The sequence below is a fragment of the Campylobacter sp. 110 genome (assembly GCF_002383965.1).
In the GTDB taxonomy this organism is placed as follows: Bacteria; Campylobacterota; Campylobacteria; order Campylobacterales; family Campylobacteraceae; genus Campylobacter_D; species Campylobacter_D coli.
The window spans coordinates 45,834-71,746 of sequence record NZ_NXBD01000042.1; the positions used below are offsets into that span (position 1 = coordinate 45,834).

33 protein-coding genes and 4 tRNA genes are annotated in these 25,913 nt (G+C 32.7%); 28 read left to right on the top strand and 9 right to left on the bottom strand.

What is annotated here, in order from left to right:
- The first annotated feature begins 424 nt into the window (after positions 1–424).
- Genes BGS43_RS05260 through BGS43_RS05275 form a run of 4 tightly spaced genes read left to right on the top strand, consistent with a single transcriptional unit; the run spans position 425 to position 3,865 of the window.
- Positions 425–1,696 carry a bifunctional O-acetylhomoserine aminocarboxypropyltransferase/cysteine synthase gene (locus tag BGS43_RS05260; protein WP_002803015.1) on the top strand — a complete coding sequence of 424 codons (1,272 nt, stop codon included), beginning with the start codon at positions 425–427 and terminating at the stop codon, positions 1,694–1,696.
- A gap of 11 nt (positions 1,697–1,707) precedes the next feature.
- Positions 1,708–2,748 (top strand): YeeE/YedE family protein, encoded by a 1,041-nt coding sequence (locus BGS43_RS05265; protein ID WP_002791624.1) that lies wholly within the window; start codon positions 1,708–1,710, stop codon positions 2,746–2,748.
- Between the two features lie 3 nt (positions 2,749–2,751).
- Positions 2,752–2,973: a sulfurtransferase TusA family protein gene (locus BGS43_RS05270; protein WP_002779371.1), complete on the top strand. Its 222-nt coding sequence runs from the start codon at positions 2,752–2,754 to the stop codon at positions 2,971–2,973.
- A gap of 10 nt (positions 2,974–2,983) precedes the next feature.
- A complete protein-coding gene (locus BGS43_RS05275) occupies positions 2,984–3,865 on the top strand; it encodes a homoserine O-acetyltransferase/O-succinyltransferase family protein (protein WP_042962466.1) in 882 nt (293 codons plus the stop codon).
- 4 nt (positions 3,866–3,869) lie between these two features.
- Here the strand turns inward: BGS43_RS05275 and BGS43_RS05280 are convergent, their stop codons facing one another.
- The gene (locus BGS43_RS05280) at positions 3,870–4,469 is read right to left on the bottom strand and encodes an NAD(P)/FAD-dependent oxidoreductase (protein ID WP_096569120.1); all 600 of its coding nucleotides are present in this window, start codon (positions 4,467–4,469) and stop codon (positions 3,870–3,872) included.
- A gap of 160 nt (positions 4,470–4,629) precedes the next feature.
- Here BGS43_RS05280 and queF point away from each other — a divergent pair, with 160 nt between their 5' ends.
- The 3 genes from queF (at position 4,630) to BGS43_RS05295 (ending at position 6,561) form a co-directional block, all read left to right on the top strand.
- Positions 4,630–5,013 (top strand): preQ(1) synthase, encoded by a 384-nt coding sequence (gene queF, locus BGS43_RS05285; protein WP_002779368.1) that lies wholly within the window; start codon positions 4,630–4,632, stop codon positions 5,011–5,013.
- A 168-nt stretch (positions 5,014–5,181) separates the two neighbouring features.
- Complete coding sequence (locus BGS43_RS05290) at positions 5,182–5,493, top strand: PepSY-like domain-containing protein (protein ID WP_002825485.1); 312 nt, start codon at positions 5,182–5,184, stop codon at positions 5,491–5,493.
- Positions 5,494–5,916: 423 nt separating this feature from the next.
- Positions 5,917–6,561 carry an outer membrane beta-barrel protein gene (locus tag BGS43_RS05295; RefSeq protein ID WP_052783372.1) on the top strand — a complete coding sequence of 215 codons (645 nt, stop codon included), beginning with the start codon at positions 5,917–5,919 and terminating at the stop codon, positions 6,559–6,561.
- Between the two features lie 23 nt (positions 6,562–6,584).
- Here BGS43_RS05295 and BGS43_RS05300 read toward each other — a convergent pair whose 3' ends face one another.
- Positions 6,585–7,214: a hypothetical protein gene (locus BGS43_RS05300; protein WP_052783371.1), complete on the bottom strand. Its 630-nt coding sequence runs from the start codon at positions 7,212–7,214 to the stop codon at positions 6,585–6,587.
- Positions 7,215–7,559: 345 nt separating this feature from the next.
- Between BGS43_RS05300 and leuA the strand changes: the two genes are divergently transcribed.
- The 4 genes from leuA to leuD are packed head-to-tail and all read left to right on the top strand — an operon-like array spanning position 7,560 to position 12,171.
- Complete coding sequence (gene leuA / locus BGS43_RS05305) at positions 7,560–9,095, top strand: 2-isopropylmalate synthase (RefSeq protein ID WP_002799916.1); 1,536 nt, start codon at positions 7,560–7,562, stop codon at positions 9,093–9,095.
- A complete protein-coding gene (gene leuB, locus BGS43_RS05310) occupies positions 9,092–10,168 on the top strand; it encodes a 3-isopropylmalate dehydrogenase (RefSeq protein WP_096569123.1) in 1,077 nt (358 codons plus the stop codon). The genes leuA and leuB overlap by 4 nt, the downstream gene beginning before the upstream one ends.
- Positions 10,155–11,567 (top strand): 3-isopropylmalate dehydratase large subunit, encoded by a 1,413-nt coding sequence (gene leuC, locus BGS43_RS05315; protein ID WP_096569126.1) that lies wholly within the window; start codon positions 10,155–10,157, stop codon positions 11,565–11,567. Before leuB ends, leuC begins: the two co-directional genes overlap by 14 nt.
- A 1-nt stretch (position 11,568) precedes the next feature.
- Positions 11,569–12,171, top strand: coding sequence for a 3-isopropylmalate dehydratase small subunit (gene leuD / locus BGS43_RS05320; RefSeq protein ID WP_060786265.1), 603 nt, complete (start codon positions 11,569–11,571; stop codon positions 12,169–12,171).
- Here leuD and BGS43_RS05325 read toward each other — a convergent pair.
- From BGS43_RS05325 to BGS43_RS05345, 5 genes are all read right to left on the bottom strand, one after another.
- The gene (locus tag BGS43_RS05325; RefSeq protein ID WP_002783539.1) at positions 12,151–12,681 is read right to left on the bottom strand and encodes a GNAT family N-acetyltransferase; all 531 of its coding nucleotides are present in this window, start codon (positions 12,679–12,681) and stop codon (positions 12,151–12,153) included. The two genes, leuD and BGS43_RS05325, sit on opposite strands and share 21 nt — an antisense overlap.
- Positions 12,682–12,708: 27 nt before the next feature.
- Positions 12,709–12,784, bottom strand: a tRNA-Val gene (locus tag BGS43_RS05330).
- Between the two features lie 3 nt (positions 12,785–12,787).
- A tRNA-Ala gene (locus BGS43_RS05335) sits at positions 12,788–12,863 on the bottom strand.
- A 115-nt stretch (positions 12,864–12,978) separates the two neighbouring features.
- Positions 12,979–13,866 carry a glycosyl transferase family 90 gene (locus BGS43_RS05340; protein ID WP_257841437.1) on the bottom strand — a complete coding sequence of 296 codons (888 nt, stop codon included), beginning with the start codon at positions 13,864–13,866 and terminating at the stop codon, positions 12,979–12,981.
- Between the two features lie 181 nt (positions 13,867–14,047).
- Positions 14,048–14,135, bottom strand: a tRNA-Ser gene (locus tag BGS43_RS05345).
- 103 nt (positions 14,136–14,238) lie between these two features.
- Here BGS43_RS05345 and BGS43_RS05350 point away from each other — a divergent pair.
- Positions 14,239–14,315: transfer RNA gene (locus BGS43_RS05350), tRNA-Met, on the top strand.
- A gap of 554 nt (positions 14,316–14,869) precedes the next feature.
- On the opposite strand, the gene rlmN is transcribed toward BGS43_RS05350, so the two are convergent.
- Positions 14,870–15,940: a 23S rRNA (adenine(2503)-C(2))-methyltransferase RlmN gene (gene rlmN / locus BGS43_RS05360; protein ID WP_096569130.1), complete on the bottom strand. Its 1,071-nt coding sequence runs from the start codon at positions 15,938–15,940 to the stop codon at positions 14,870–14,872.
- A 19-nt stretch (positions 15,941–15,959) separates the two neighbouring features.
- Positions 15,960–16,496, bottom strand: coding sequence for a purine-nucleoside phosphorylase (locus BGS43_RS05365; protein ID WP_096569133.1), 537 nt, complete (start codon positions 16,494–16,496; stop codon positions 15,960–15,962).
- 84 nt (positions 16,497–16,580) lie between these two features.
- On the opposite strand from BGS43_RS05365, the gene rsmA reads away from it, so the two are divergent.
- The 16 genes from rsmA (at position 16,581) to rplX (ending at position 25,912) form a co-directional block, all read left to right on the top strand.
- Entirely contained in the window at positions 16,581–17,378 is a 798-nt protein-coding gene (rsmA, locus tag BGS43_RS05370) for a 16S rRNA (adenine(1518)-N(6)/adenine(1519)-N(6))-dimethyltransferase RsmA (RefSeq protein ID WP_096569137.1), read from the top strand.
- Complete coding sequence (locus BGS43_RS05375) at positions 17,350–19,380, top strand: ribonuclease J (RefSeq protein ID WP_025399336.1); 2,031 nt, start codon at positions 17,350–17,352, stop codon at positions 19,378–19,380. The genes rsmA and BGS43_RS05375 overlap by 29 nt, the downstream gene beginning before the upstream one ends.
- Positions 19,381–19,421: 41 nt before the next feature.
- A complete protein-coding gene (locus BGS43_RS05380) occupies positions 19,422–20,183 on the top strand; it encodes a pseudouridine synthase (protein ID WP_002825498.1) in 762 nt (253 codons plus the stop codon).
- Positions 20,184–20,424: 241 nt separating this feature from the next.
- The gene (gene rpsJ, locus BGS43_RS05385; RefSeq protein ID WP_002779353.1) at positions 20,425–20,736 is read left to right on the top strand and encodes a 30S ribosomal protein S10; all 312 of its coding nucleotides are present in this window, start codon (positions 20,425–20,427) and stop codon (positions 20,734–20,736) included.
- 9 nt (positions 20,737–20,745) lie between these two features.
- A complete protein-coding gene (rplC, locus tag BGS43_RS05390) occupies positions 20,746–21,321 on the top strand; it encodes a 50S ribosomal protein L3 (RefSeq protein ID WP_002779987.1) in 576 nt (191 codons plus the stop codon).
- The gene (rplD, locus tag BGS43_RS05395) at positions 21,318–21,932 is read left to right on the top strand and encodes a 50S ribosomal protein L4 (RefSeq protein WP_002825499.1); all 615 of its coding nucleotides are present in this window, start codon (positions 21,318–21,320) and stop codon (positions 21,930–21,932) included. Before rplC ends, rplD begins: the two co-directional genes overlap by 4 nt.
- 2 nt (positions 21,933–21,934) lie before the next feature.
- Positions 21,935–22,216, top strand: coding sequence for a 50S ribosomal protein L23 (locus BGS43_RS05400; protein WP_002856384.1), 282 nt, complete (start codon positions 21,935–21,937; stop codon positions 22,214–22,216).
- Position 22,217: 1 nt separating this feature from the next.
- Positions 22,218–23,048: a 50S ribosomal protein L2 gene (gene rplB, locus BGS43_RS05405; RefSeq protein WP_002825501.1), complete on the top strand. Its 831-nt coding sequence runs from the start codon at positions 22,218–22,220 to the stop codon at positions 23,046–23,048.
- A 1-nt stretch (position 23,049) separates the two neighbouring features.
- Entirely contained in the window at positions 23,050–23,331 is a 282-nt protein-coding gene (gene rpsS / locus BGS43_RS05410) for a 30S ribosomal protein S19 (protein WP_002779444.1), read from the top strand.
- 10 nt (positions 23,332–23,341) lie between these two features.
- Positions 23,342–23,749: a 50S ribosomal protein L22 gene (rplV, locus tag BGS43_RS05415; RefSeq protein ID WP_002779996.1), complete on the top strand. Its 408-nt coding sequence runs from the start codon at positions 23,342–23,344 to the stop codon at positions 23,747–23,749.
- The gene (rpsC, locus tag BGS43_RS05420; protein WP_002779442.1) at positions 23,749–24,450 is read left to right on the top strand and encodes a 30S ribosomal protein S3; all 702 of its coding nucleotides are present in this window, start codon (positions 23,749–23,751) and stop codon (positions 24,448–24,450) included. Before rplV ends, rpsC begins: the two co-directional genes overlap by 1 nt.
- 2 nt (positions 24,451–24,452) lie before the next feature.
- Positions 24,453–24,878: a 50S ribosomal protein L16 gene (rplP, locus tag BGS43_RS05425; protein WP_002779441.1), complete on the top strand. Its 426-nt coding sequence runs from the start codon at positions 24,453–24,455 to the stop codon at positions 24,876–24,878.
- Positions 24,865–25,050, top strand: coding sequence for a 50S ribosomal protein L29 (gene rpmC, locus BGS43_RS05430; protein WP_002779440.1), 186 nt, complete (start codon positions 24,865–24,867; stop codon positions 25,048–25,050). The genes rplP and rpmC overlap by 14 nt, the downstream gene beginning before the upstream one ends.
- A 9-nt stretch (positions 25,051–25,059) precedes the next feature.
- Positions 25,060–25,311, top strand: a complete 252-nt coding sequence (gene rpsQ, locus BGS43_RS05435; protein WP_002787456.1) for a 30S ribosomal protein S17 — start codon at positions 25,060–25,062, stop codon at positions 25,309–25,311.
- Positions 25,311–25,679: a 50S ribosomal protein L14 gene (gene rplN / locus BGS43_RS05440; protein ID WP_002779438.1), complete on the top strand. Its 369-nt coding sequence runs from the start codon at positions 25,311–25,313 to the stop codon at positions 25,677–25,679. Before rpsQ ends, rplN begins: the two co-directional genes overlap by 1 nt.
- Positions 25,679–25,912, top strand: a complete 234-nt coding sequence (rplX, locus tag BGS43_RS05445) for a 50S ribosomal protein L24 (protein ID WP_002825504.1) — start codon at positions 25,679–25,681, stop codon at positions 25,910–25,912. Before rplN ends, rplX begins: the two co-directional genes overlap by 1 nt.
- The last annotated feature ends 1 nt before the right edge of the window (position 25,913 follow it).

Consider the following 25,913-nt stretch of genomic DNA (forward strand, 5'->3'; position numbering starts at 1 on the left):
TTAAGCTTAGTATTCTATAAAATATTGTTTTTTGCTCCCTTAAAGGGAGCAAGCCTTGCTTTGCAAGCCTATCTTGGTAGTCTTGTAATACTAGGCTTAGGCTTGAACTGCCTTCAATTTATTGCTAACTCACTCTTGCTAGGGGTGAGTTGCAATAAAATTTTAAGCAATGTGATATAAATTTTTTAAAATTTAATTTTATTTTTATTTTTTAAAGATAAAATAGCCAATAATTTTTTAGAAAGGAGAAAAAATGTCTTATATTAGTTTTAACTTAATGCTTTCTTCTTTCTGTATGCGTGCTTGGCACGCTTAATCTACTCGTATATACTCATATTCTATAAATTTACATTTCCAAACAATCTAGTTTAAAGCTGATAAAAGGCTTTTTAGTATTTTTTTAATTAACAAAAAAGGATAAAAAATGAATTTTAATAAAGAAACTTTAGCATTACATGGAGCTTATAATTTTGACACTCAAAGAAGTATTAGTGTGCCTATATATCAAAATACTGCGTATAATTTTGAAAATTTAGATCAGGCTGCAGCGAGATTTAATCTTCAAGAACTTGGCAATATTTACTCAAGGATAGGCAATCCTACAAGCGATGTTTTAGGACAAAGACTTGCTAATGTCGAGGGTGGGGCTTTTGGAATTCCTGTTTCTAGCGGTATGGCAGCTTGTTTTTATGCCCTTGTGAATTTAGCAAGTTCGGGAGATAATGTCGCGTATTCAAATAAAATTTATGGTGGGACTCAAACTTTAATTTCTCACACACTTAAAAATTTTGGCATAGAAGCTAGGGAATTTGATATCGATGATTTAGATAGCTTAGAAAAAGTTATAGATCAAAATACAAAAGCGATTTTTTTCGAAAGTCTTTCAAATCCTCAAATTGCCATAGCTGATATAGAAAAAATAACCCAAATAGCAAAAAAACATAAAATCGCTACCATTTGTGATAATACCGTTGCTACTCCTTTCTTACTCCAACCTTTTAAACATGGCGTGGATGTAATCGTGCATAGTTTAAGTAAATATGTAAGCGGTCAAGGCAGTGCTTTGGGTGGAGCACTTATAGAAAGAAAAGATTTAAACGACTTGCTTAAAAATAACGATAGATATAAAGCTTTTAACACTCCTGATCCAAGTTATCATGGACTGAATTTAAATACACTTGATTTGCCAATTTTTAGCATTAGAATCATCATCACTTGGCTTAGAGATTTAGGAGCTAGTTTAGCGCCTCAAAATGCTTGGTTGCTTTTACAAGGACTTGAAACTTTAGCAGTGCGTATAGAAAAACACAGCCAAAATGCTGAAAAAGTTGCAAATTTTTTAAATTCTCATCCTGATATCAAGGGCGTAAATTATCCTACTTTAGCAAGTAATGCTTATCATAATTTATTTAAAAAATATTTTGATAAAAATTTTGCTAGTGGACTTTTAAGTTTTGAAGCTAGGGATTATGAGCATGCTAGAAGAATTTGTGATAAAACTCAACTTTTCTTACTTGCTGCAAATTTGGGCGATAGCAAGTCTTTGATCATTCATCCTGCTTCTACTACTCATTCACAACTAAGTGAAGAAGAACTTCAAAAAGCAGGCATTAAGAAAACCACTGTGCGTTTAAGCATAGGGCTTGAAAATAGCGATGATTTGATAGCGGATTTAAAACAAGCTATAGAAAGTTAAAGAGTGTGTTTATGTTAAGTGGAATTGTAGTTGGTTTGTTATTAGGCTTTGTTTTACAAAGGGGACGATTTTGCGTTGTAGGAGCTTATAGAGATGTATTTTTAAGTAAAAAATTTACAATTTTTATAGCACTTTTTATCGTCGTTGCATTGCAAAGCATTGGTGTTTGGGCTCTTCATTCTTTAGGATATATTTCGATAAAGCCTCAAGAGTTTTATTGGCTTTCAACGATTATTGGTGGGATTGTTTTTGGTTTTGGTATGGTAATCGCAGGTGGTTGTGCCACAGGAACTTGGTATAGAGCAGGAGAGGGCTTGATCGGTTCTATCGCAGCTTTATTGTTTTATGCTTTTAGTGCAAGTGCTGTAAAATATGGAGTTCTTTTGCCTTTGCAGGATAATTTAAATACTTTTAAAATTTCTGATGGAACTTTTTATCAAAGCTTGGGAATTTCTCCTTGGATTTTGGTGCTTGCCTTGAGTTTGGTTGTTGGCTTTTTTGTGATTAGAGAATTACGCAAGCCACGCCTTAAAGTTGCAAGATTAAAGCCTAGAAAGCAAGGAATTTCACACATATTGTTTGAAAAATCGTGGCATCCTTTTGTTACGGCTGTTTTGGTTGCATTGATCGCCATTTTAGCTTGGCCTCTTTCAAGCTTAAGTGGAAGAAATCATGGTTTAGGGATTACAACTCCTTCGGCAAATCTTGTACAATACCTTAGCACAGGTGATGTTCAGTTTGTTGATTGGGGAGTTTTTTTGGTTCTTGGAATCGCACTTGGATCTTTTTTAGGTGCTAAATTATCAGGGGAATTTAGATTTCGTCTTCCTGATAAAAAAACTCTAGCTTATGCAAGCATAGGAGGAATTTTAATGGGGGTTGGAGCTTCTCTTGCTGGAGGCTGTACCATAGGTAATGGATTGGTAGAAACATCGCTTTTTTCGTATAAAGGTTGGGTTGCTACGGTATTTTTCTTAATAGGTGCTTATATAGCTACTTTTTATACAATTATATTGCCTACGCGTAAGGCAACACAAAAAATACAAGGGTAAGATATGGTAACTTTAGATACTAGAGGAAAGGTTTGTCCCTTTCCACTCGTTGAAGCAAAGAATTTGGTTCAAACTTTAAAAAGCGGTGAAGAATTAGAAATTCTTTTTGATTGTACACAAGCTACAGAAACAATCCCACAATGGGCTGCTGAAGAAGGACATGAGATCGTTGATTTTGAACTTTTAGGCGATGCAGAATGGAGAATAAAGCTTATTAAAAAATAAAGGAGAAAAAATGCCACTTATTATTCCAGAAAATATACCCGCTTATGAGCTTTTAAAAGAGCATGCTTTTATCATGGGATCAAGGAGGGCAAAACATCAAGATATCCGTCCGCAAGAGATTTTAATCATCAATCTTATGCCAAAAAAAATTGAAACAGAAAATCAAATTTTAAGCTTACTTGCAAATTCTCCTTTGCAAGTAAATATCACACTTTTAGCTACTACTAGCTATGTAGGTAAAAACACTCCTTTTACTCATTTAGAAAAATTTTATAAAGGTCTTGATGAGGTTAAAAAACGCAAATTTGATGGTGCTATTGTTACGGGAGCTCCTGTGGAACAAATGGATTTTGAAAAAGTTGCTTACTGGAAAGAATTGTTAGAAATTTTTGATTTTTTACAGCAAAATGTAACAAGTTCTATGTATATTTGTTGGGGTGCTATGGCTGCTTTAAAACATTTTCATGGCGTAGATAAAATCGCTTTAGATAAGAAAATTTTTGGAATTTATAAGCATGATAAAATTTCACCTGATTTACTTTTAACGAATTTAGATGAAAAGGTTTTAATGCCTCATTCAAGACATTCTAGTATGGATGAAGAGCAAATTTTAGCACTACAAAAACAAGGGAAATTGAAAGTTTTGCTTAGAAATAAAAAAATCGGCTCGGCTTTGTTAAGAGATGAAAAGAATATTTTTATTTTAGGCCATTTAGAGTATTTTAAAGATACTTTACACCAAGAATATGTAAGAGATAATTTCATACAAAAAGCTAAAAATTATTACGATAAAAAGGGCAATATAAAATACAATTGGCGTTCAAATGCGAACATCATCTTTGCAAATTGGCTCAATTATGATGTGTATCAAAGCACACCTTTTGTGCTTTGATGATTTAATTTCTTGTAGTAGGGGTATCATGATATACGCTTACTACACCTTTGATATCACTCAAAATGGCGCATGCTGCTTCATTGGCACTTCCCATCGCGCAAGCTACCATAGTCGTAACACCTGAAGCAAGCCCTGCTGCATAAATTCCTTCTTTGATCATTTGTCTTCCATGATGTTTGAAGCAAAATTTGTTTGGCTTTGGCATAAGTTCATGAGGTATGACAAAGTCTTCAAGTCCTTTGATTTCACTTTTACTTGCTCCTGTTGCTACGATGATATAATCTGCTTTTATACCCAAGCCTTGCTCATCATTAACCGTAAAATCGCCTTTTTCTCCGCTTATGCTTACTACTTTTGAATCGATATATTTTACTTCGAGCATAGAAGCAATTTGTGCTTTTATATGAGTGTAAATTTCATCTGCTTTTGCACCTTTTGGGAAAAAAGGAACATTGTAAATTGCTGCTGCTTTTAAATCTGCTTTACCCTCATCAAAAACAGTGATATCAAAGTCAAGCTCGTCATTTTTAGCTGAAGCGAAAAATAAAGCCGTGCTAAGTCCTGCGATGCTACCGCCTATAATTGCAATTGATTTTCTCATTTTTTTCCTTTTTAAAAATTTGTCTTATTCTAGTATAAAAAGCTTTATTTAATCTAATATCGATCTTTTTTATACAATTTGTTAAAAATGTTTATTTTTCAATTGCTCTAAAAGTAATTTTTTATATAATTTTCTAAAAATTTTTCAATAAGGAAAGCTCATGCGTTATGGTGAAAAAGAAATCAAAGAATTTGATGTAGAAAATATGGAAATTTGGCCTAATGATGCGAAGAATGATTATATTATAAAAATCACTTTACCTGAATTTATGTGTTGTTGTCCGCGTTCGGGTTATCCTGATTTTGCGACGATTTATCTTGAGTATATACCTGATCAATTTGTAGTTGAACTTAAAGCGATAAAACTTTATATCAATACTTTTATGCATAGAAATGTTTCACATGAAGCAAGTATCAATGAAATTTATAATACCTTAAAAGATAAGCTCAAGCCAAAATGGATTAAGGTGGTAGGGGATTTTAATCCACGTGGAAATGTGCACACAGTGATAGAATGTCGTAGTGATATGGTAGTGCCAAAATGAAATAAAGCTTTATAAAAAATAGCTTTAAAGTGCAAAAGCTTCAAAATTTTTTCAATATTCTAAATTTATAGAGCTATTTTCTAAATATTTTTTATCTTATCTTTCACGCTCGCTTCACATAAAAAAACATAAACTTACGCTTGTTAAAACATTTTAAGGAGTTAGATAATGAAAACAAAATTTATCCCTGCTATTCTAGCATGCTCTGCAATTCTTGCAAGTGCGAACATGGTCCCTGCTTCGACTCAAACTCCTGCAGTCGCACCTGCTCCACTTCATCCATATCCTGCATACCCACAACAAGCTATGCCACCACAAGATTATTTTAATGGCTTACCAAAAAATATCAACAGCCAAATTCAAAATCTACATCCAGGTGCTTTTATCGTTGATGTGGATTGGGAAGAGTATGGTTATGAGGTTAAGCTTAATAACTACATGGAGCTTTATTTTGATCGCAATGGCAATTTTTTGGGATAAAAATTTGATGATTAATCACTTTTGATTGAAACTTTTTTACAAAGAGTAAATTTACTCTTTGTGTTTTTTATTCTTTTTTAGATAAATTTATATTATAATTGCACAATTTTTTAAATACAAGTTATATATTTTGATATTAGTTGTCTATCGTTGAGGCAAAAAGTCTAATACTTTTAGATGTTAAGTGGTTTATGTTGAGCTTGCTTTCCTTGAAAAACAAATTTTTGAAAAATATGAAAATATGATTTAAAAAGTCAAATTTATAAGCGTTTTAAGGCTGATTCTTCTCGAATTTGCAAACAAGATTAAACCATAGAATACTTACATATTTTAGAAAAAAAATGACAAAGTAACAAAAATAATACTATATTAATTATCAATATAATATAATGCGTTTTGCAAAACCAATTTAAAGGAAAAATTATGAATAAAAAGTTTTTAAGTGTAATTGTGGGTATTGCGTTATTTTCAAGTTCAGCTTTAGCTGCGGAAGAATCAGGTTTTTTTATAGGTGCGGATGCAGCTTATGTTCAAACTAAAGTTAAAGGAGATTTAAAACATAATAAAACCGGTGCTGTTTTTAATGGTGATTTATCTAGTAGTATTCCTATTTTAGGTTTAAGAATGGGTTATCGTTTTAATGATTTACATAGATTGTATGTTGCTTATAATTATTCTGATGAATTCAGTGATATTATAAGAACTCCTAATCTTAGAATAGAGAGTGATTTTAACACACATAAATTCTTGCTAGGCTATGATTTTACTCCAGAAATTTTTAAAAGAGTAAGAGCCGTTGCGGGTGGATATTTAGGCTATGCAAAAACAAGTATTGATTTAAAAACATCTTTATTGTCTTTATCTCAAGATTTTGATGGTTTTGTTTACGGAGCAAAAATAGGTGCTATATTTGAATTAGGCACTTCTAATGAAATCGAAGTAGGTTTTAAAGCAGAAAAAATCGAATATAATACTAGAAATTATTACCAAGAAATTATAGGGTCGAATTTTTATGATCCAAGACAAACAAATTATGGTTTATATTTAGGTTATACTTACAAATTCTAATGAAGTATTTTATCGGCAGGATTTCAACCCCCGCCGATAAAATATCTTTCTACATCATCTAGCAATTTTTCACAAATTTGAGAATCAGTATTTTTATCTACTACAAGATTGATATAAGTTCTAGTATCTCTAAAACTTCCTGCCGATTTTGAATTTTCACGAGTGAGTTTTTGATTCTCTTTAGTATATTCTATAGTGATGTTAAATTTAAGAGCTGCACTTGCTTCACCTAAATTCGTTTTTACCACCACATTCATTTTAGAAGCTTTAGAGAGGGTAGTTTGGGTTTTAGATATGATTTCTTTAAATCTTTGGCAAGAGCGGATGAGCGTTGAAATGAATGTATTATCAAGTCCTTCATAAGCTACTTTAAGTTTATTTTTGATGTCTTTTGTACTTTCTTTTTCAGGAGCAACAAAAACCATGTAAAAACCTGTTTTGATTGGGACATTATCAGTTTTGACATCGCGCCCACTTGCCATAACTTTAACATAAATTGCATTATCAAGATAGACACGATCTACCATAGGTCCGTAAATTTCATACTCTTTTCTACGAACTATTACTTCACGAGCCAATACATTTAATTTTACATTAGCTTCATGGATAACAGGCTCCATTTCTTTTTTGATCTCTAAAAGCTCTTTTAACATCAACATCCTTTTTGTTATTTAAAATTACAATTATAACAATAAATTTCTTAATTTGTAAATTTTTATTTTGTGTATTAACTAAAAATATGCTAAATTCAAAACTATATAATTTTATGAAGGAGGCGACAATGACACAGGTTTTTAAAAATTCAAATTCAATTCAAGTCAAAGAGCAAAAAAATAAAGAAAATCACTTTAACCTGATGCTGCAACTCTCACTCACCCTAAACTAAAATTTTTATTTTTTTTAATCATTTCTAAAATTTTTTATTTTACTATTGTTTTTAAGTTTTTGAATTTTTAATAAAATTCATTCGGTTTATCTCGTTTTTTAAGGATTAAAATATGAAGAATAATAAAATTATCATTTTTGATACAACTTTACGCGATGGTGAACAAGCCTTAGGCAGTTCTTTAAATATAAATCAAAAATTACAGATTGCCTTAGCGCTTGAAAATTTAGGTGTTGATGTGATAGAAGCAGGTTTTCCTGTATCTTCACAAGGAGATTTTGAAGCGGTAAAAAATATAGCCTCAAAAGTAAAAAATTCAACCATTTGTGCGCTTTCTAGAGCTTTGGATAAAGACATAGATACAGCTTATGAGGCTTTAAAAGTGGCGGATTCTTTTAGAATTCATACTTTTATAGCCACTTCAACTTTGCACATACAAGATAAATTAAAAAAAGATTTTGATGAAATTTTAGCTATGGCGCAAAGAGCGATTGCAAGAGCTAGAAACTATACTGATGATGTGGAATTTTCATGTGAAGATGCAGGAAGAACTCCTATTGATAATCTTTGTTTTATGGTAGAAAATGCTATCAAAGCAGGGGCTAGAACTATCAATATACCTGATACTGTGGGTTATACTTTGCCAAGTGAATTTGCTAATATCATCAAAATTTTATTTAACAAAGTGCCAAATATAGACAAGGCTGTTATTTCTGTGCATTGTCACAATGACTTAGGTATGGCAACAGGCAATAGCTTAAGTGCTATTTTACAAGGCGCAAGACAGATAGAATGTACTATGAATGGGCTTGGTGAAAGGGCTGGAAATTGCGCTTTGGAAGAAGTTGTAATGGCGATAAAAACAAGAAGCGATTATTTAAAAGGTTTTTATACAGATATCAAGTGTGAAAATATTTCTAAAACTTCAAAATTAGTTTCAGCTATCACTAATGAAAGCATACCTTCACATAAAGCCATAGTAGGAAGTAACGCCTTTTCTCATAGTTCTGGAATTCATCAAGATGGAGTACTTAAAAATAGACAAACTTATGAAATTATAAGCCCTAGCAGCATAGGGCTTCATGAAAATCGTATGCTTATGACTGCAAGAAGCGGTAGGGCTATGATTAAAACTTGTCTTGATAATTTAGGATATGATGAAAAAACTTATAATTTAGATGAAGTTTATGAGAGTTTTTTACGCCTTGCGGATAAAAAAGGACAGGTTTATGATTATGACTTAGAGGCTTTAATGTTTTTAAGTTATGAAAATGATGAAGAGAATGAATTAGTACTTGAAAAATTAAGCGTAATCAGCGGCACTATCCCAACAGCTTGTGTTTGTGTGCGTATAAAAGAAGAATTAAAAACTGAAGCTTGTACCGGAAATGGGCCTATAGAAGCGGTGTTTAATTGCATCTCTAGAATCACAGGCTTAAACCCTGTTTTAAAAGCATATAGCATTAATGCAAAAAGTTCAGGCGTGGACGCACAAGGGCAAGTGGATGTGGATTTAGAATTTAAAGGGAGAAAATTTCATGGCAAAGGGCTTTCAACAGATGTTATAGAAGCATCAGCTCAAGCCTTTATCAGTGCTTACAATGCAATTTATCGATCTTTGAAAGTTGAAGAAAGGAAAGCAGTATGAATACTTATAAAATAGCAGTTTTGCCAGGAGATGGCATAGGGTCTTCAGTGATGAAAGAGGCTTTAAAAATTTTAAATTTTGTCGCTCAAAAACATGGCTTTAAATTAGAAACAAAAGAAGCAAAAATAGGCGGGGCAAGTATAGATGCGTATGGGGTAGCATTAAGCGATGAGACTTTAAAGCTTTGTGAGCAAAGCGATGCTATTTTGTTTGGTTCGGTAGGAGGGCCTAAGTGGGACAATCTACCTATAGATCAAAGACCTGAAAGAGCTTCGCTTTTACCTTTAAGAAAGCATTTTAATTTATTTGCAAATTTGCGTCCTTGTAAAATTTATGAAAGCTTAAGACATGCTTCGCCTTTAAAAGATGAAATTATCCAAAAAGGTGTGGATATCTTGTGCGTTAGAGAGCTTACAGGCGGGATTTATTTTGGTAAGCAAGAATTGGGCAAAGAAAGTGCTTATGATACTGAAATTTACACTAAAGCAGAGATAGAAAGGATCACACGCCTTGCTTTTGAAAGTGCAAGAATAAGAAAGAAAAAAGTGCATTTAATCGACAAGGCGAATGTTTTAGCAAGTTCTATTTTGTGGCGAGAAGTGGTGGCAAATGTTGCAAAAGATTATCAAGATATAAACTTAGAGTACATGTATGTGGATAATGCTGCGATGCAGATTGTAAAAAATCCTAGCATTTTTGATGTTATGCTTTGTTCAAATCTTTTTGGTGATATTTTGAGTGATGAGTTAGCTGCCATTAATGGATCTTTGGGTTTGTTAAGTTCAGCAAGTTTAAACGATAAAGGTTTTGGACTTTATGAGCCAGCAGGTGGCTCGGCTCCTGATATAGCTCATTTAAATATAGCCAATCCTATAGCTCAAATTTTAAGTGCTGCTTTGATGTTAAAATATAGCTTTAAAGAAGAAAAAGCTGCAAGGGATATAGAAAATGCCATAGCCATAGCTTTAGAGCGTGGAAAAATGACTAAGGATTTAAATGCGAATTCTTATTTAAGTACCGATGAAATGGGGGATTGTATAGTAGAAATTTTAAAGGAGAATAACAATGGCTAAAACTTTATATGAAAAAGTGTTTGATTCTCATGTGGTTTATCAAAAGGAAAATGAACTTCCTATACTTTATATCGATAGACATTTAATCCACGAAGTAACAAGCCCTCAAGCTTTTTCAGGTCTTAAAATGGCAAATCGCAAAATGGCAAGATCAGATTTGACTTTAGCAACTATAGATCATGATGTATCGACTAAAAGCACAGATTTGGATGCTTGTTCAGGTATGGCAAAAGAGCAAATTACGACTTTGATGCAAAATACTAAAGAATTTGGAGTCAGACTTTTAGGCCTAGGCGATAAAAATCAAGGTATAGTACATATAGTAAGTCCCGAGCTTGGTTTTACTTTACCGGGTGTAACTTTGGTTTGTGGGGATTCTCACACTGCAACACACGGGGCCTTTGGAGCTTTGGCTTTTGGTATAGGCACAAGCGAGGTCGAGCATGTAATGGCTACGCAAACTTTAAAACAAGCCAAACTTAAAACTATGAAAATAGAATGTAAGGGTCAGTTTCAAAAGGGTGTTTATGCTAAGGATTTGATTTTATATCTTATATCAAAATACGGTACCGCAAAAGGTACAGGCTATGCTATAGAATTTTGTGGAGAGTTGATAGAAAGTTTGAGCATGGAAGCTAGAATGACTCTTTGTAATATGGCTATAGAATTTGGAGCAAAAGTCGGTATGATAGCTCCTGATGAGATTACTTTTGAGTATATAAAAGGGAAAGAATTTGCTCCAAAGGGAGAAGAATTTGAAAAGCATTGTGAGTATTGGAAGAGTTTAAAAAGCGATGAGGGTGCACAATATGATGAAAGTATAGTCCTTGATGCAAGCCAAATTCAACCGCAAATCAGCTATGGAACTAATCCTTCTCAAGTTATTGCTATAAATGAAAGAATTCCAAAAGTCAGTGATTTTAGCAATCCAAGCGATCAAAAATCTTTACTTGATGCTTTAGATTATGTGAATTTGGAGCAAGATCAAAGCTTAGAAGGGGTAAAAATCGATATTGTTTTCATAGGTTCTTGTACAAATGGGCGTTTAGAAGATCTTAAGATAGCTGCGGATATTTTAAAAGGGCGTAAAATTCACAAGGATGTTAAAGCTTTAATCGTGCCTGGTTCTATGCAAGTGAGAAAAGAAGCTGAAAATTTAGGACTTGATAAAATTTTTATCGAAGCAGGGTGTGAGTGGAGATATGCAGGGTGTTCAATGTGTCTTGGTATGAATGATGATAAAGCAAGTGCGGGACAAAGAGTTGCTTCAACTTCAAATCGTAATTTTGTAGGCAGACAAGGTAAGGGTTCTATCACCCACTTAATGAGTCCTGCAAGCGCAGCAGCCTGTGCCATAGAAGGCTTTATTTGTGATAATAGAAAATATTTAGGAGTTTAATATGCAAAAATTTACTACTCATAAAGGTATAGCTTGTCCTTTAGAATATGCCAATATCGACACAGATCAAATTATACCTAAGCAATTTTTACTTGCAGTGTCTAAGCAGGGTTTTGGCAAGCATTTGTTCCATGATTTGCGTTATTTAGATGATAAAGAAAGTATTTTAAATATGGATTTTAATCTCAATAAAAAAGAATACCAAAACGCTTCTATCTTAGTGAGTTTTGAAAATTTTGGTAGTGGCTCTTCAAGAGAGCACGCACCTTGGGCTTTGGTGGATTATGGTATAAGAGCTATTATTGCACCTTCTTTTGCAGATATTTTTAAAAACAATGCCTTAGGAAACGGTTTGCTCACTATAGAACTTGCTAAAGATGAGGTTGTAAGCATTATAAAGCAACTGAAAGAATCTGAAGATAAAAATATAGAAATTTCTTTATTTGAGAAAAAGGTATTTTTTAAAGATCAAGTTTTTTCTTTTGATTTGGATGAATTTCGTAGAACCTGTTTACTAGAAGGGCTTGATAATATAGCTTTAACTTTAAAATATGAAGAACAAATCAAGGCTTATGAGAAAAACTCAAAAAGCTTTTTGGTTTAGGATTTTTTCATAAGCTAAAAAAGGATCTTGGTAATTAGGTATGTCAAAGTTTCCACAAAAATTAAAATCAAGCTTTTTAAAAAGCGAATTCATAGGAAAATTTTTACTATGAGTATCTGCTCTTAAACTAGCCTTGTGATTTTCCAAGGCAAAATTTTCGCAAAAATTTAAAAGTTTTTGTGCCACGCCTTTGCCTTTTGCATTTTGTTTGACAGCTAAACGGTGTAGATAAAAGGCTTTATCATCGTAATTTTTGTTAAAAATAACTTGTTTGTAAAATTCAGGTTCAAATTTTTCATTGATACAGATAAAGCCTAAAATTTCATCATTTTCTTTAAACACATAAAGTTCTTGTGCTTGTATATCTTCTTGAAAAACTATTTCATTGGGATAATTCTCATCCCATTGGTGAAAATTCATAGTTTTCATAGCATTTAAAGCATCTTTTGTGATTTCAAGTATAGAATTTAAATCTTTATTGACGGCTTTTTGTATGATAGTGTTTTGCATGATAATCCTTTGTATAAGGAAGGGTGATGGTGGCTCCGATTGGACTTGAACCAACGACCACTACCATGTCAAGGTAGTGCTCTACCAGCTGAGCTACGGAACCATATGGTGGAGCATAGCGGGTTCGAACCGCTGACCCCAACGCTGCCAGCGTTGTGCTCTCCCAGCTGAGCTAATGCCCCTTAGAATTTTTTTAAAAATTTTAGCGCAATATTACTTTTTTTTGGCTGAAAACTAAATTTAAAATTCTTATTAAAAGTTATAAGTTATAAGAATAAAATATAAAAGAATTTTAAATTATTTGATTAATTCTAAAATTTCTCTTTCACATTCATCTTTGTTGAGGTTAAGTTGTCTAGAATAATAGAAATATTTAGTTAAAACCAAAATTCCTATATAAAATTCTTTTTTCTTATCTAAGAATTTCTTAACATACTGATGAGCATTATTAATGATTTCTAGCGCATCTTTTGGATGATTGATAAAATGTTTGATTACTGTAGCTAAGTTATCATTATCAATTAAAGCAAAATGATAATTTGGTTTTAAAGTTCCTTCCATGAACCAAGTTTCACAAGTTATTTTTGGGGCTAAGACTAAAGAATTGGAATTCATTGCCCATTTTAAATTACTTGCTACATCATTACCTTCTAAAGAAATTATAAATTTATATCTCATTTGTTCTTTTTTGCTTAAAAAGTTTTTTTTCCATTGACTCAATTGCTTTGAAGTATCTCCTATATCACAAAATGATTTACCAAAATAAGAATGAAAAAATTCTTTTCTATGTTTTTGATATACAGCACCTCTAAAAATTGCTATATCTTTTTTATTTTCATATTTTATATTGTCTTTTAGAAAACAAAAATGTCTATTCTTATCAAGTTTTAATAAAATGTTGTTTGTATTATTTTCTAAAGGTCTTGATTTACAAATGGCCGGCTCTTTAAAAGTATATTTTACATCACCAAATTCTTTTTTCCATAAAAAATCATCATTAAAGTATTTACTAATTTCATAAGCATCAAAAGCATAAGAAGTATTTTTAAAAGGAAATTTTCCTATTTTTTCTCTTTCTGTTAATGTAAAAAAATCGTTTATTTGATTGTAATACTTAACCCGAGTTCGTATTTCTTCTAGCTCTTTAGCATTATATTTTAAAATTTCATTGAAAATTTTATGCAATTTTGTTTGAAAAAATATCTTGGTATAAAAGATATTCCGATGCCTTTTAAATTCATAAATAATCTCGATTGTAGCATTGTGAAGTCCATATAAAAAAATTATAATATTTTACAAAAATATTATTAAGTAGTAAAGTAATTTTTAATAAAACAATAATATTTTAATGTTAAAAAGTTAATAGTGGCAGACAGGAAGGGATTCGAACCCTCGAAAGCTTGCACTTTACACGCGTTCCAGGCGTGCTCCTTCAACCACTCGGACACCTGTCTAATTAAAGATTAAATTATATCTAAAAAAGCTTTAAATAAAATTTTAGTAAAAAAGAGTATAATTACATTTTCATTTTGTAAAATGATCTTTATGATTTATTATGTCAGGGTAGCTCAGCTGGTTAGAGCGCTGGTCTCATAAGCCGGAGGTCGGGAGTTCAAGTCTCCCCCTTGACACCATTTTTAAAACTTCTTTTAAAAAATCACCCTTAAATTATTTTAATTACAAATTTTATCTTAATAGTTTTAAATTATAAATTTGTTTTTATCTTAGAATTTAAGTTCTATTTTAAATTTTTGGCATTTAAATTTGTACCATCTTTTATATGGATTGAAATAAAATTTGTTTGAAGAGATGGTTTTTGAGATAAGGTATATTTTATAAAAGATAGGAATTTGATTATTGTATTTTAAAGATTAGTGTTTAAAAATTTATCTCGAAACAATCAAAGAAAGAATCAAATTTAAAGACACAAGGGGAATTTGTTATTATAAAATTAACTTAAAATAGACTTTTGATAAGAGTATAGTATCATAAAATTATAATTTGATTGATATTTAAATTTATCAAAGCGCACATCGTTTTATTTATAAATTTAAATATCTTAAAATTTCAATAAAAGATTTATTCAATTAGCGATTGCTTTTATCTTTAGAAATCACCCAAATCATACCCGCAAAACCTATCAAAACAACGACAAATATAAAAATGATTTGAAAAATATCCAAAGCTGTCATAATTCTTTCGCCCTTTCTTTGAGTTGTCCACAAGCTGCTGAAATATCAAGTCCCTTGCTTTCTCTTATGGTGCAAGTTACTCCTTTAGCGCTTAATAAATCTTGAAATTTGATTGCATTTTCAAGTTTAGGACGATGATAAATACTACCCTCGTGAGGATTGAAAAGTATCAAATTCACTTTGGCTTTTATACCATTTAAAAGCTTGACAAGTTCTTTTGCATGTTCAAGTTTGTCGTTAATACCATCGATGAGTAAATATTCAAACATTACTCTTTTTCTTTGATCTATAGGAAAAGCACGCACAGCATCCATAATTGCAGCTATATTATAAGCTTTATTTATAGGCATGAGTTCGGTTCGGAGTTCGTCATTGACTGCATGAAGAGAGATAGCAAGTAAAACGCCCAATTTCATTTCACCCAGTTCTTTGATTTGCTTTGCTAAGCCGCTAGTACTTATAGTTTGTCTGCGAGGGCTGATAGCAAGTCCATCATTTTGAGAGAGAATTTTAACTGCCTTGGAAACATTTTTAAGATTGTCAAGAGGTTCTCCCATGCCCATATAGACTATATTGACACGACGCTCATAGGGGATATTGTTTTGTTTTTTGATCCATAAAATTTGTCCCACTATCTCTCCCGCGCTCAAATTTCTTTTTAAGCCTCCTTTGGCGGTAAGACAAAAACTACAGCCACTTTTACAGCCTACTTGAGAGGAAACGCAAATGGTATATCTTGTATGTGAAATTCTTTTACCTTCATCGTCAAATTGTTCTTCTTTCATAGGCAAAAGTACACTTTCTATCCTTAAGCCATCGATAAGTTCAAAAAGATATTTGATACTTCCATCTTTGCTTTGTTCATTTTTAACGCATTTAAGAGGAGTGAAATGGTAAGTTTGCGCAAGTTCTAAACGCAAATCTTTTGATAGACTTGACATATCGGAAAAATTATTCGCATATTTTTGATATATCCATTGATAAATTTGTTTCACGCGAAACATAGGCTTGATTTTTTCTTCCAATTCTTCAGGTAAAAAGTCTAAGATATTAATAAGTTCTTTCAAGATTACTTTCCTTTGATTGCTAAATATAATGATTAATTTTTAAATATTCTTCTAGTTTTTCTTTTGCCTTTTGATGATTTTTTATAAAATCTTCATGAGCATTTTCATTGCAAAAATTAGTCGCACATAAAATACATTCTGCATCTATATCTAAATTTTTAGTCACACTTAAAACCGAAAAAGCTTCCATATTTTCAGCAAAAAAACCCAGTTTTGCAAATTCTTTTGCCGCTTTTGAATTTTGGCAAATATAATTAGAAGAATTGATTTTGATTGTTTCACGAGAAACATTTTGCTTATTGAGTTTGATTTCAGTATTTGCAGGAGTATAGAATTGATCAGAAATATAAGAAAATTCAATATTGCAAGCATGAGAACTTTTATAAATTCCTAGAATTTCTCCTTTATCGTAAAGTCCACATGTTCCTATAAATATAAGTTTTGAAGGTTTTTCTTTTAAGCAAAGTTGTGTTAAATGAAAAGCTGATTCTACCAAACCTATACCTATGGTTTTGGCAAAAGAAAAATTTTCATTTCCACCCGCACAAACTATCATTCACATATCCTAAAAATAATTTAGCAGGAATTTTAGCTAAAAAGGCTTAAAATTAAGAATTTTTAGCTAAAATAAAAAACTATTATGATGAAAGCAAAAAAACATTACGGACAAAATTTTTTAAACGATAAAAGTATTTTATCAAAAATCATCCAAGCCATACCCAAAGATACTGAAAATATAGTAGAGATTGGGCCTGGCTTAGGTGATTTGACGCAAGAGCTTTTAAAAGTTTCTCATGTAAAGGCTTATGAGATAGATGATGATCTTATACCTATTTTGCGGAAGAAATTTCAAAAAGAACTTGAATGTGGAAAATTAAATTTGCTTCATCAAGATGCAAGCAAACTTGTATGTTTTGATGAAAAGAAGTATTTTTTGGTCGCTAATTTACCTTACTATGTTGCAAGTCATTTGATTTTGCAAGCTTTAGAAGACAAAAATTGCTTAGGTTTGATAGTAATGGTTCAAAAAGAGATGGCATTGAAATTCTGTGCTCATAGCGGAGAAAGTGATTTTTCAGCTCTAGGAGTTTTAAGCGCTATGATTTGCGAGCGGGAAATACTATTTGATGTAGAGCCTGAATGTTTTAATCCACCGCCAAAAGTAGTATCAGCAGTGATGAAAATGGTTAAATTCAGAGCTTATCAGGATCTCTGTGAAATTCATGCTTTTAAAGCTTTTTTAAAAGATTGTTTTAAAGCGCCAAGAAAGCAATTGTTAGGAAATTTAAAAAATCATAAAGCCAAGTTAGCAGAGGTTTTTCAAGAGTTAAAACTGAATTTAAATTTACGCCCACATGAACTTTGCGTCGATTCATACCTTAAAATTTACGAAAAAGTAAAGGAAGAATATGAACGAAAACAACAAAGGAAACAGTGAAAATACAAACAATCCTAACTCAAATTCAAAAAACAACAAGCGCTATAAATACAGAAATCGTAGAAAAAAATTAGCCGATTCTGTTAGTGAAAATTCTCAAAATTCAACTCATGAATTTTCTAACAACGAAAAAATAAACCCTAAGAAAAATTCTACAAATGCTCAACCTTTAGAGAGTGAAAATGTAGAAAAACCAAGTGAGAAAAAGAAAAAAAGAAATCGCAATCTCCCTTCTAAGCTTACCGGAAATGAAGATTGGCAAATCGCGCTTGCTGAGTGTATAGAGGCAAATCGTGTTTCACATGAAAATCGCTTACATCCTTTAAAATACAATAATTCTAACGAGCATAAAATTCGCATCACTCCACTAGGCGGTTTAGGAGAAATTGGTGGAAATATCAGTGTTTTTGAAACCAATAATGATGCAATTATCATCGATATTGGTATGAGTTTTCCAGATGGAACTATGCATGGGGTAGATATCATCATCCCTGATTTTGATTATGTAAGAAAGATTAAAGATAAGATTCGTGGTATAGTTATCACTCATGCGCATGAAGATCATATCGGTGCGGTGCCTTACTTCTTTAAAGAATTTCAATTCCCTATTTATGCTACGCCTTTAGCTTTGGGAATGATCTCAAATAAATTTGAAGAGCATGGCTTAAAAGCTGAACGAAAGTGGTTTCGTCCTGTAGAAAAACGCAAAGTTTATGAGATCGGTGAATTTGATATAGAGTGGATACACATCACACACTCTATCATTGATGCTTCTGCTTTAGCTATCAAAACCAAAGCAGGAACTATCATCCATACAGGAGATTTTAAGATCGATCAAACTCCAATCGATGGTTATCCAACAGACTTGGGGCGTTTGGCGTATTATGGTGAAGAAGGAGTTTTGTGTCTTTTAAGCGATAGTACCAATTCATACAAAGAAGGCTATACTAAAAGTGAAAGTTCTGTAGGGCCAACTTTTGATCAAATTTTTGCACGCACTAAGGGTAGGGTGATCATGAGCACTTTTAGCTCAAACATCCACCGCGTTTATCAGGCCATCACTTATGGTTTAAAGTATGGTAGAAAAGTTTGTGTTATCGGTCGTTCTATGGAGAGAAATCTTTATACCACTATGGAATTAGGTTATATTAAACTCGATAGAAAAATTTTCATTGATGCAGATGAGGTTAGTAAGTATAAAGACAATGAAGTGCTTATCGTAACCACAGGAAGTCAAGGTGAAACCATGAGTGCACTTTATAGAATGGCAACGGATGAGCATAAATTTATAAAAATAAAACCAAGCGATCAAATTATCATTTCAGCTAAAGCTATCCCAGGCAATGAAGCGAGTGTTTCAGCGGTGCTTGATTATCTTCTAAAAGCGGGTGCTAAAGTAGCGTATCAGGAATTTAGCGAAATTCATGTAAGCGGGCATGCAAGTATAGAAGAGCAAAAATTAATGCTTACTCTAGTTAAGCCTAAGTTTTTCTTGCCAGTACATGGAGAATACAATCATATCAATAAACACAAAGAAACAGCTATAAAATGTGGAATTCCTGAAAAAAATATTTATCTTATGAGTGATGGCGATCAAGTAGAGCTTTGTCAAAAATATATCAAACGCGTGAAAACCGTTAAAACAGGCAAGGTTTTTGTGGATAATCAAATCAATAAACAAATCGCCGATGATGTGGTAATTGATCGTCAAAAACTTGCAGATAGCGGTATAGTTGTTATCATCGCACAGCTTGATAAAGCAAGTAAAACATTGATTAATAAACCAAGAGTATTTAGCTATGGACTTGTAGCAGATAAACAAGATCATGCTTTTTCTAAAGAAATGGCAGAGGTTTTAGGACAATTTTTTGTCAATGTTAAAGATGAAGTACTTAATGATCCAAGATTTTTGGAAAATCAAATTCGCCAAGTATTGAGAAAACATATTTTTAGAAAGATTAAAAAATATCCAACCATAGTTCCGACTATTTTTGTAATGTAAAATAGGGCGTTTTTCGCCCTTAAATTTTCACAGGAAATCAAATGAGAATCAATAAATTCATATCACACAATAGCCCTTATTCACGCCGCGAAGCTGATGAGCTTATCAAGCAAGGTTTGGTAAAAATAAACAACAAAATAGCCCTTTTAAGCGATGAAGTAAAGACACATGATAAAGTCTTTGTTAAGGGTAAAGCTTTGCGTAAAAAAACGCAATTTAGCGTGATTATTTATCACAAGCAAAAGGGTGAAATTGTTAGCAAAAGAGATGATCGCGGAAGAAGAACTATCTATGATACCCTACCAAAGCAGTTTAATACTTGGCTAAGTGTAGGAAGGCTTGACTTTGCTAGTGAAGGTTTGCTTTTGCTTACAGATTCTCCTGTGATCGCCCATGCTTTGATAAATAGTGATTTAGAAAGAGAATATTATCTTAAACTCAAAGGTGTGATCAATAAGCAAGTTATAGAAGCGATGCAAAATGGACTAGAAATTAAAAATGAAAAAAAAGGCGCACACGCAAAAACAAAGATTACTTCTATGAGTTTTGCTCCTTTTTTGGATTTTGAAATTTTTGGAACAAGTGGCGGATATACAAAGCTAAGAGTGATTATAAATGAGGGTAAAAATAGAGAGCTTAGACGTTTTTTTGGACATTTTGACTTAGAAGTAATGGATCTTAAACGCGTTGCTTTTGGCGCCTTAGATCTTGGAATGCTAAAAGCAGGAAAACATCGCTATCTTGAAAATGGCGAATATGAAAAATTAAGAGATTTTTTAAAAGTCAATAATATATATTATTAATTATGATTTTATTTAAACACATTATTAAAAACTATAGGGTTGAAATTCAAATATAAATACCAGCTAATAGTTTTAAATTTAGCTTCCATTTCGCAATCAAAATATAATTATCATCCTTTTAAAAAGGAAAATAATTATATTTTTTTTAAATTTCCTTGACATTTAAAAGCCGAATTTACTATACTCTCATTTCTATTTTTGGTTAGTTTTAAACTAACGAGTTCTTTTTAAAGGAAATATTATGGAAAGAATTAGGCTTAAGCTAAAAGCTTATGACCATCGAGTACTAGACAGAACAGTTGCAGCAATCGTAGAAGCTGTTAAAAGAACAGGTGCGGATATTAGAGGTCCGATACCAATGCCTACTAAAATCAAACGCTATACAGTTTTAAAATCTCCACACATTAACAAAGATTCTCGTGAGCAGTTTGAGATAAGAATTCACGCGCGTATGCTAGATATAGTAGCAGCGACTCCAGATACAGTTGATTCTTTAACTAAGCTTGATTTAGCGCCAGAAGTAAGCGTTGAAGTAAGAGCTATGGGTAAGTAAGGATAAGATATGGAATATATTGTAGAAAAAATTGGAATGAGCAGAACAATTACTAATCCAAGTATCGCTGTAACTTTACTAAGAGTTGTGAATGCAAAAGTATGTGAAGTTGAAGGCGGAAAGGCTTTAGTAGCATATCCAAAAGGTAAAGCAAGTAATAAATGTGTCGCAGGACAACAAAAAAAATACAATCTTTCTGCAGAATACAATAGATTTGCGACTTTAGAAGTAGCAAATACTGAAGCAGGAGATTTAGATGAAACTCCATTAAATGAAGCAAAAATTTTAAAAGTAAGCTTTAACACTAAAGGTAGAGGTTATAGCGGTGTTATGAAGAGACATAACTTCGCAGGGGGTCCAGCAAGTCACGGTTCTAGATTTCACAGACGCCATGGATCTATTGGTAATAGAGAATGGCCAGGTCGTGTTCAACCAGGTATGAAAATGGCAGGACACTATGGAAATACTAAAGTGACCGTTAAAAACGAAGTTGTATCTTATGATGCTGAAAATAAAATTTTAGTAGTTAAAGGTGCAGTACCAGGTTATAATGGTGCTATGGGTAAAATAAGGATTGCAAAATGAGTAAAGTAGTTGTTTTAAATGATAAATTAGAAAAAGCAGGTGAACTTGATTTACCTTCAAAATATGCGGAAGTAAATCCACACAATCTTTACTTGTATGTAAAATCTTACCTTGCAAGTTTAAGAGCAAATACAGCTCATACTAAAGGTAGAAGTGATGTAAGTGGTGGTGGTAAAAAACCTTGGAGACAAAAAGGTCGTGGCGGTGCTAGAGCGGGTTCAACAAGAACGAATGTTTGGGTAGGCGGTGCGGTTGCTTTTGGTCCAACAAATGAAAGAAACTACTTCCAAAAAGTAAATAAAAAACAAAAAAGATTGGCGCTTGAAAGAGCTTTAGCAGATAAAGCAGCTAAGGGTGCGTTATTTACTGCTGATTCTTTGGCTATTGAAAGTGGTAAAACAAAAGATGCAAACGCTGTGATTAAAAAACTTGGCGTCAAAGATGCTTTAATCGTTAAAGATTTACTAGATGAAAAAACACTTTTAGCTTACAGAAATTTAGCAAATTGCTATGTAGTTGATGTAAGCGAAGTAAATGCTTATTTAGTATCTGTATTTAATGCTGTTATTATGGAAAAATCAGCGTTAGAATCTATTACAAAAGAGGGATAATTATGGCAGATATTACTGATATAAAGACTATACTTTACACAGAAAAAAGTTTGAATTTGCAAGAGCAAGGTGTCGTAGTTATTCAAACTTCACCAAAGATGACTAAAACAGGCTTAAAAGCGGTTTTAAAAGAGTATTTTGGTGTAACTCCAAAAAGCATCAATTCTTTAAGAATGGATGGAAAAGTTAAGCGTTTTAGAGGTCGTTTAGGCCAAAGAAACGATTACAAAAAATTCTATGTTAAGCTACCTGAAGGTGTTAGCTTAGAAAATACGGAGGCTTAAGATGGCAATTAAAACTTATAAACCATATACTCCAAGTAGAAGATATATCACAGGTTTAAGTTCTGAAGATATTACAGCTAAACCAAGTGTACGCTCACTACTTGTTAAACTTCCAGCACACGCGGGTCGTAACAGCTATGGAAGAATTACAAGTCGTCATAAAGAAGCGGGTGCTAAAAAACTTTACAGAATTATTGATTTTAAACGTCGTAAATTCGGTATAGAAGGCAAAGTAGAAGCAATCGAGTATGATCCATACAGAAATTGTAGAATTGCTTTGATTGCTTATAAAGATGGGGAAAAAAGATATATTCTTCAACCACGTGGATTAAGCGTTGGTGATATCGTTGCAGCTGCTGAAAGCGGACTTGATATTAAACCAGGTAATGCAATGAAACTTAAAAACATTCCTGTGGGTACTATTGTTCATAATGTTGAGTTAAAACCAGGTAAAGGCGGTCAAATGATTCGTTCTGCGGGTGCTTATGCACAACTTATGGGTAAAGAAGAAAAATATGTTATTTTAAGACTTGCAAGTGGCGAAATGAGACAAGTTTTAGCTGAATGTATGGCAAGTATCGGCGAAGTTGGAAATGAAGAATGGGCTAATGTAACTATCGGTAAAGCAGGTAGAAATCGCCATAGAGGTATCCGCCCGCAAACTCGTGGTTCTGCAATGAACCCAGTAGATCACCCGCACGGTGGGGGTGAAGGTAAGAAAAATTCAGGCCGTCATCCAGTAACTCCATGGGGTAAACCAACCAAAGGTGCGAAAACTCGTCGTAAAAAAGCTAGCGATAAGCTAATAATTTCAAGAAGAAAAGGAAAGTAAGATGGCTAGATCACTAAAAAAAGGTCCTTTTGTTGATGATCATGTAATGAAAAAAGTCATCGCTGCTAAAAAGGCTAATGATAATAAACCTATTAAAACTTGGTCTAGAAGAAGTACTATCATTCCTGACATGATAGGTTTAACTTTCAATGTTCATAATGGCAAAAGTTTTATTCCCGTTTATATCACTGAAAATCATATCGGTTATAAACTTGGCGAATTTGCTCCAACACGCACATTTAAAGGCCATAAAGGTTCTGTGCAAAAGAAAATTGGTAAGTAAGGGATAAGATATGAGTAAAGCATTAATTAAATTCATAAGATTATCTCCAACTAAAGCAAGATTGATTGCTAGAGAAGTTCAGGGGATGAATGCAGAATTAGCTATGGCTAGTTTAAAATTTATGCCAAACAAGGGTGCTAAATATATAGCTAATGCAATTTCAAGTGCAGTAGCAAACGGCGGTTTTGAAGCGAACGAAGTAGTGGTAAAAAGTTGTCGTGTAGATGCTGGTGCTGTATTAAAAAGATTTAGACCACGCGCTAGAGGAAGTGCAAGCCGTATTAGAAAACCTACTTCACATATCTTAGTAGAAGTAGCGAAAGCGGAAGTTAAAACTGAAGCAAAAAAAGCAGTAGCTAAAAAAACTCCTGTTAAAAAAACAAGCACTAAAAAAGTAACGGCAGAAAAGGAAAGCTAATGGGACAAAAAGTAAATCCAATCGGTCTAAGACTAGGAATTAATAGAAACTGGGAATCAAGATGGTTTCCAACTAAAGCAAATTTAGTGGAAAATATCGGTGAAGATTACAAAATCAGAGCTTTCTTAAAAAGAAAACTTTATTATGCGGGAATCAGCCAAATTTTAGTAGAAAGAACTGCTAAAAAGCTTCGCGTAACTGTTGTAGCTGCAAGACCAGGTATTATCATTGGTAAAAAAGGTAGTGATGTTGATAATTTAAGAAAAGAATTGCAAGATTTAATCGGTAAAGATGTAAATATCAACATCAAAGAAGAAAGAAAAGCAGGAGCTTCAGCTCAACTTGCTGCTGAAAGTGTTGCAACTCAACTTGAAAAAAGAATCGCTTTTAGAAGAGCAATGAAAAAAGTAATTCAAGGTGCACAAAAAGCAGGTGCTAAAGGGATTAAAGTTTCAGTTTCTGGTCGTTTAGGTGGTGCTGAAATGGCAAGAACTGAATGGTATCTTGAAGGTCGTGTGCCACTTCATACTTTAAGAGCAAAAATCGATTACGGTTTTGCAGAAGCTAGAACTACTTATGGAAACATAGGTGTTAAAGTTTGGATCTTTAAAGGTGAAGTATTGCAAAAAGGCTTACAAACTGAAAAAACAGAAGAAAGTGCTCCAGCTAAAAAGCAAAGACGCACAAGAAGGAGTAAATAATCATGTTAATGCCAAAAAGAACTAAATATCGCAAAATGATGAAAGGGCGTAACAGAGGTTATGCTAATCGTGGAACTGAATTTACTTTTGGTGAATTTGCATTAAAAGCAACTGAAGCAGGACGCATTAATTCACGCCAAATTGAAGCAGCTCGTATCGCATTAACTCGTTTTGTTAAAAGACAAGGTAAAACTTGGATTAGAGTTTTTCCAGATAAACCTTTAACTAAAAAACCTTTAGAAACTCGTATGGGTAAAGGTAAAGGTGCAGTTGAGGAATGGGTAATGAATATCAAGCCAGGTCGTATCATTTATGAAATGGCAGGAGTAAGCGAAGAAATGGCAAGAGAAGCATTGACTTTAGCTATGCATAAACTTCCATTTAAAACTAAGTTTGTTACAAGAGAGAGCCAAAATGAAATATACTGAGATTAAAGATAAAACAGCAGCTGAGCTTGCAACAATGCTAAAAGAAAAAAAGGTGCTTTTATTCACTTTAAAACAAAAGCTAAAAACAATGCAACTTACTAATCCAAAAGAGATTAGCGAAGTTAGAAAAGACATTGCTAGAATCAATACAGCAATTAACGCTTTAAAATAAGGATAAAAAATGGCATTTAAAAGAGAAATACAAGGCGTTGTTGTGAAAATCGCAGGTGAGAAAACAGTGAGTATTTTGGTTGAAAGAAAAGTGGTTCATCCAAGATATAGAAAAATTGTTAAACGCTTTAAAAAATATCTAATTCATGATGAGAGAAATGAAGTTAAAGTGGGAGATACCGTTGTAGCGGTTGAATGCAGACCACTTTCTAAAAGAAAATCATTTCGCTTAAAATCTGTATTAGCTACAGGAGTTGAGTAATGATTCAAAGTTTTACAAGACTTGCAGTTGCTGATAATAGCGGTGCAAAAGAATTAATGTGTATTAAAGTTTTAGGTGGTAGTAAAAGAAGATATGCTACTGTAGGCGATGTAATCGTTGCATCTGTTAAAAAAGCTTTACCAAATGGAAAAGTTAAAAAAGGTCAAGTGGTAAAAGCGGTTATCGTTAGAACTAAAAAAGAAATTCATAGAGACAATGGTTCTTTGATTCGTTTTGATGAAAATGCTGCAGTTATTCTTGATAACAAAAGAGAGCCTATCGGAACTCGTATCTTTGGGCCAGTGGGTAGAGAAGTTAGATATGGTGGCTTTATGAAAATTGTTTCACTAGCACCGGAGGTATTATAATGGCGGTTAAATTAAAGATTAAAAAAGGTGATAGCGTTAAAGTTATCACAGGTGATGACAAAGGTAAGACAGGTAAAGTGTTAGCAGTATATCCAAAAACACTTAAAGTAGTTGTTGAGGGATGTAAGATTGCTAAAAAAGCTATAAAACCTAGCGAGAAAAACCCAAATGGTGGTTTTATGAATAAAGAAATGCCAATGGATATTTCTAATGTGGCAAAAGTTCAGGAGTAAG

Coding starts and splice junctions, on each gene's coding strand:
- BGS43_RS05260 (WP_002803015.1), top strand. CDS start 425: ATGAATTTTAATAAAGAAACTTTAGCATTACATGGAGCTTATAATTTT.
- BGS43_RS05265 (WP_002791624.1), top strand. CDS start 1,708: ATGTTAAGTGGAATTGTAGTTGGTTTGTTATTAGGCTTTGTTTTACAA.
- BGS43_RS05270 (WP_002779371.1), top strand. CDS start 2,752: ATGGTAACTTTAGATACTAGAGGAAAGGTTTGTCCCTTTCCACTCGTT.
- BGS43_RS05275 (WP_042962466.1), top strand. CDS start 2,984: ATGCCACTTATTATTCCAGAAAATATACCCGCTTATGAGCTTTTAAAA.
- BGS43_RS05280 (WP_096569120.1), bottom strand. CDS start 4,469: ATGAGAAAATCAATTGCAATTATAGGCGGTAGCATCGCAGGACTTAGC.
- queF (WP_002779368.1), top strand. CDS start 4,630: ATGCGTTATGGTGAAAAAGAAATCAAAGAATTTGATGTAGAAAATATG.
- BGS43_RS05290 (WP_002825485.1), top strand. CDS start 5,182: ATGAAAACAAAATTTATCCCTGCTATTCTAGCATGCTCTGCAATTCTT.
- BGS43_RS05295 (WP_052783372.1), top strand. CDS start 5,917: ATGAATAAAAAGTTTTTAAGTGTAATTGTGGGTATTGCGTTATTTTCA.
- BGS43_RS05300 (WP_052783371.1), bottom strand. CDS start 7,214: ATGTTAAAAGAGCTTTTAGAGATCAAAAAAGAAATGGAGCCTGTTATC.
- leuA (WP_002799916.1), top strand. CDS start 7,560: ATGAAGAATAATAAAATTATCATTTTTGATACAACTTTACGCGATGGT.
- leuB (WP_096569123.1), top strand. CDS start 9,092: ATGAATACTTATAAAATAGCAGTTTTGCCAGGAGATGGCATAGGGTCT.
- leuD (WP_060786265.1), top strand. CDS start 11,569: ATGCAAAAATTTACTACTCATAAAGGTATAGCTTGTCCTTTAGAATAT.
- BGS43_RS05325 (WP_002783539.1), bottom strand. CDS start 12,681: ATGCAAAACACTATCATACAAAAAGCCGTCAATAAAGATTTAAATTCT.
- BGS43_RS05365 (WP_096569133.1), bottom strand. CDS start 16,496: ATGATAGTTTGTGCGGGTGGAAATGAAAATTTTTCTTTTGCCAAAACC.
- rsmA (WP_096569137.1), top strand. CDS start 16,581: ATGATGAAAGCAAAAAAACATTACGGACAAAATTTTTTAAACGATAAA.
- BGS43_RS05375 (WP_025399336.1), top strand. CDS start 17,350: ATGAACGAAAACAACAAAGGAAACAGTGAAAATACAAACAATCCTAAC.
- BGS43_RS05380 (WP_002825498.1), top strand. CDS start 19,422: ATGAGAATCAATAAATTCATATCACACAATAGCCCTTATTCACGCCGC.
- rpsJ (WP_002779353.1), top strand. CDS start 20,425: ATGGAAAGAATTAGGCTTAAGCTAAAAGCTTATGACCATCGAGTACTA.
- rplC (WP_002779987.1), top strand. CDS start 20,746: ATGGAATATATTGTAGAAAAAATTGGAATGAGCAGAACAATTACTAAT.
- rplD (WP_002825499.1), top strand. CDS start 21,318: ATGAGTAAAGTAGTTGTTTTAAATGATAAATTAGAAAAAGCAGGTGAA.
- BGS43_RS05400 (WP_002856384.1), top strand. CDS start 21,935: ATGGCAGATATTACTGATATAAAGACTATACTTTACACAGAAAAAAGT.
- rplB (WP_002825501.1), top strand. CDS start 22,218: ATGGCAATTAAAACTTATAAACCATATACTCCAAGTAGAAGATATATC.
- rpsS (WP_002779444.1), top strand. CDS start 23,050: ATGGCTAGATCACTAAAAAAAGGTCCTTTTGTTGATGATCATGTAATG.
- rplV (WP_002779996.1), top strand. CDS start 23,342: ATGAGTAAAGCATTAATTAAATTCATAAGATTATCTCCAACTAAAGCA.
- rpsC (WP_002779442.1), top strand. CDS start 23,749: ATGGGACAAAAAGTAAATCCAATCGGTCTAAGACTAGGAATTAATAGA.
- rplP (WP_002779441.1), top strand. CDS start 24,453: ATGTTAATGCCAAAAAGAACTAAATATCGCAAAATGATGAAAGGGCGT.
- rpmC (WP_002779440.1), top strand. CDS start 24,865: ATGAAATATACTGAGATTAAAGATAAAACAGCAGCTGAGCTTGCAACA.
- rpsQ (WP_002787456.1), top strand. CDS start 25,060: ATGGCATTTAAAAGAGAAATACAAGGCGTTGTTGTGAAAATCGCAGGT.
- rplN (WP_002779438.1), top strand. CDS start 25,311: ATGATTCAAAGTTTTACAAGACTTGCAGTTGCTGATAATAGCGGTGCA.
- rplX (WP_002825504.1), top strand. CDS start 25,679: ATGGCGGTTAAATTAAAGATTAAAAAAGGTGATAGCGTTAAAGTTATC.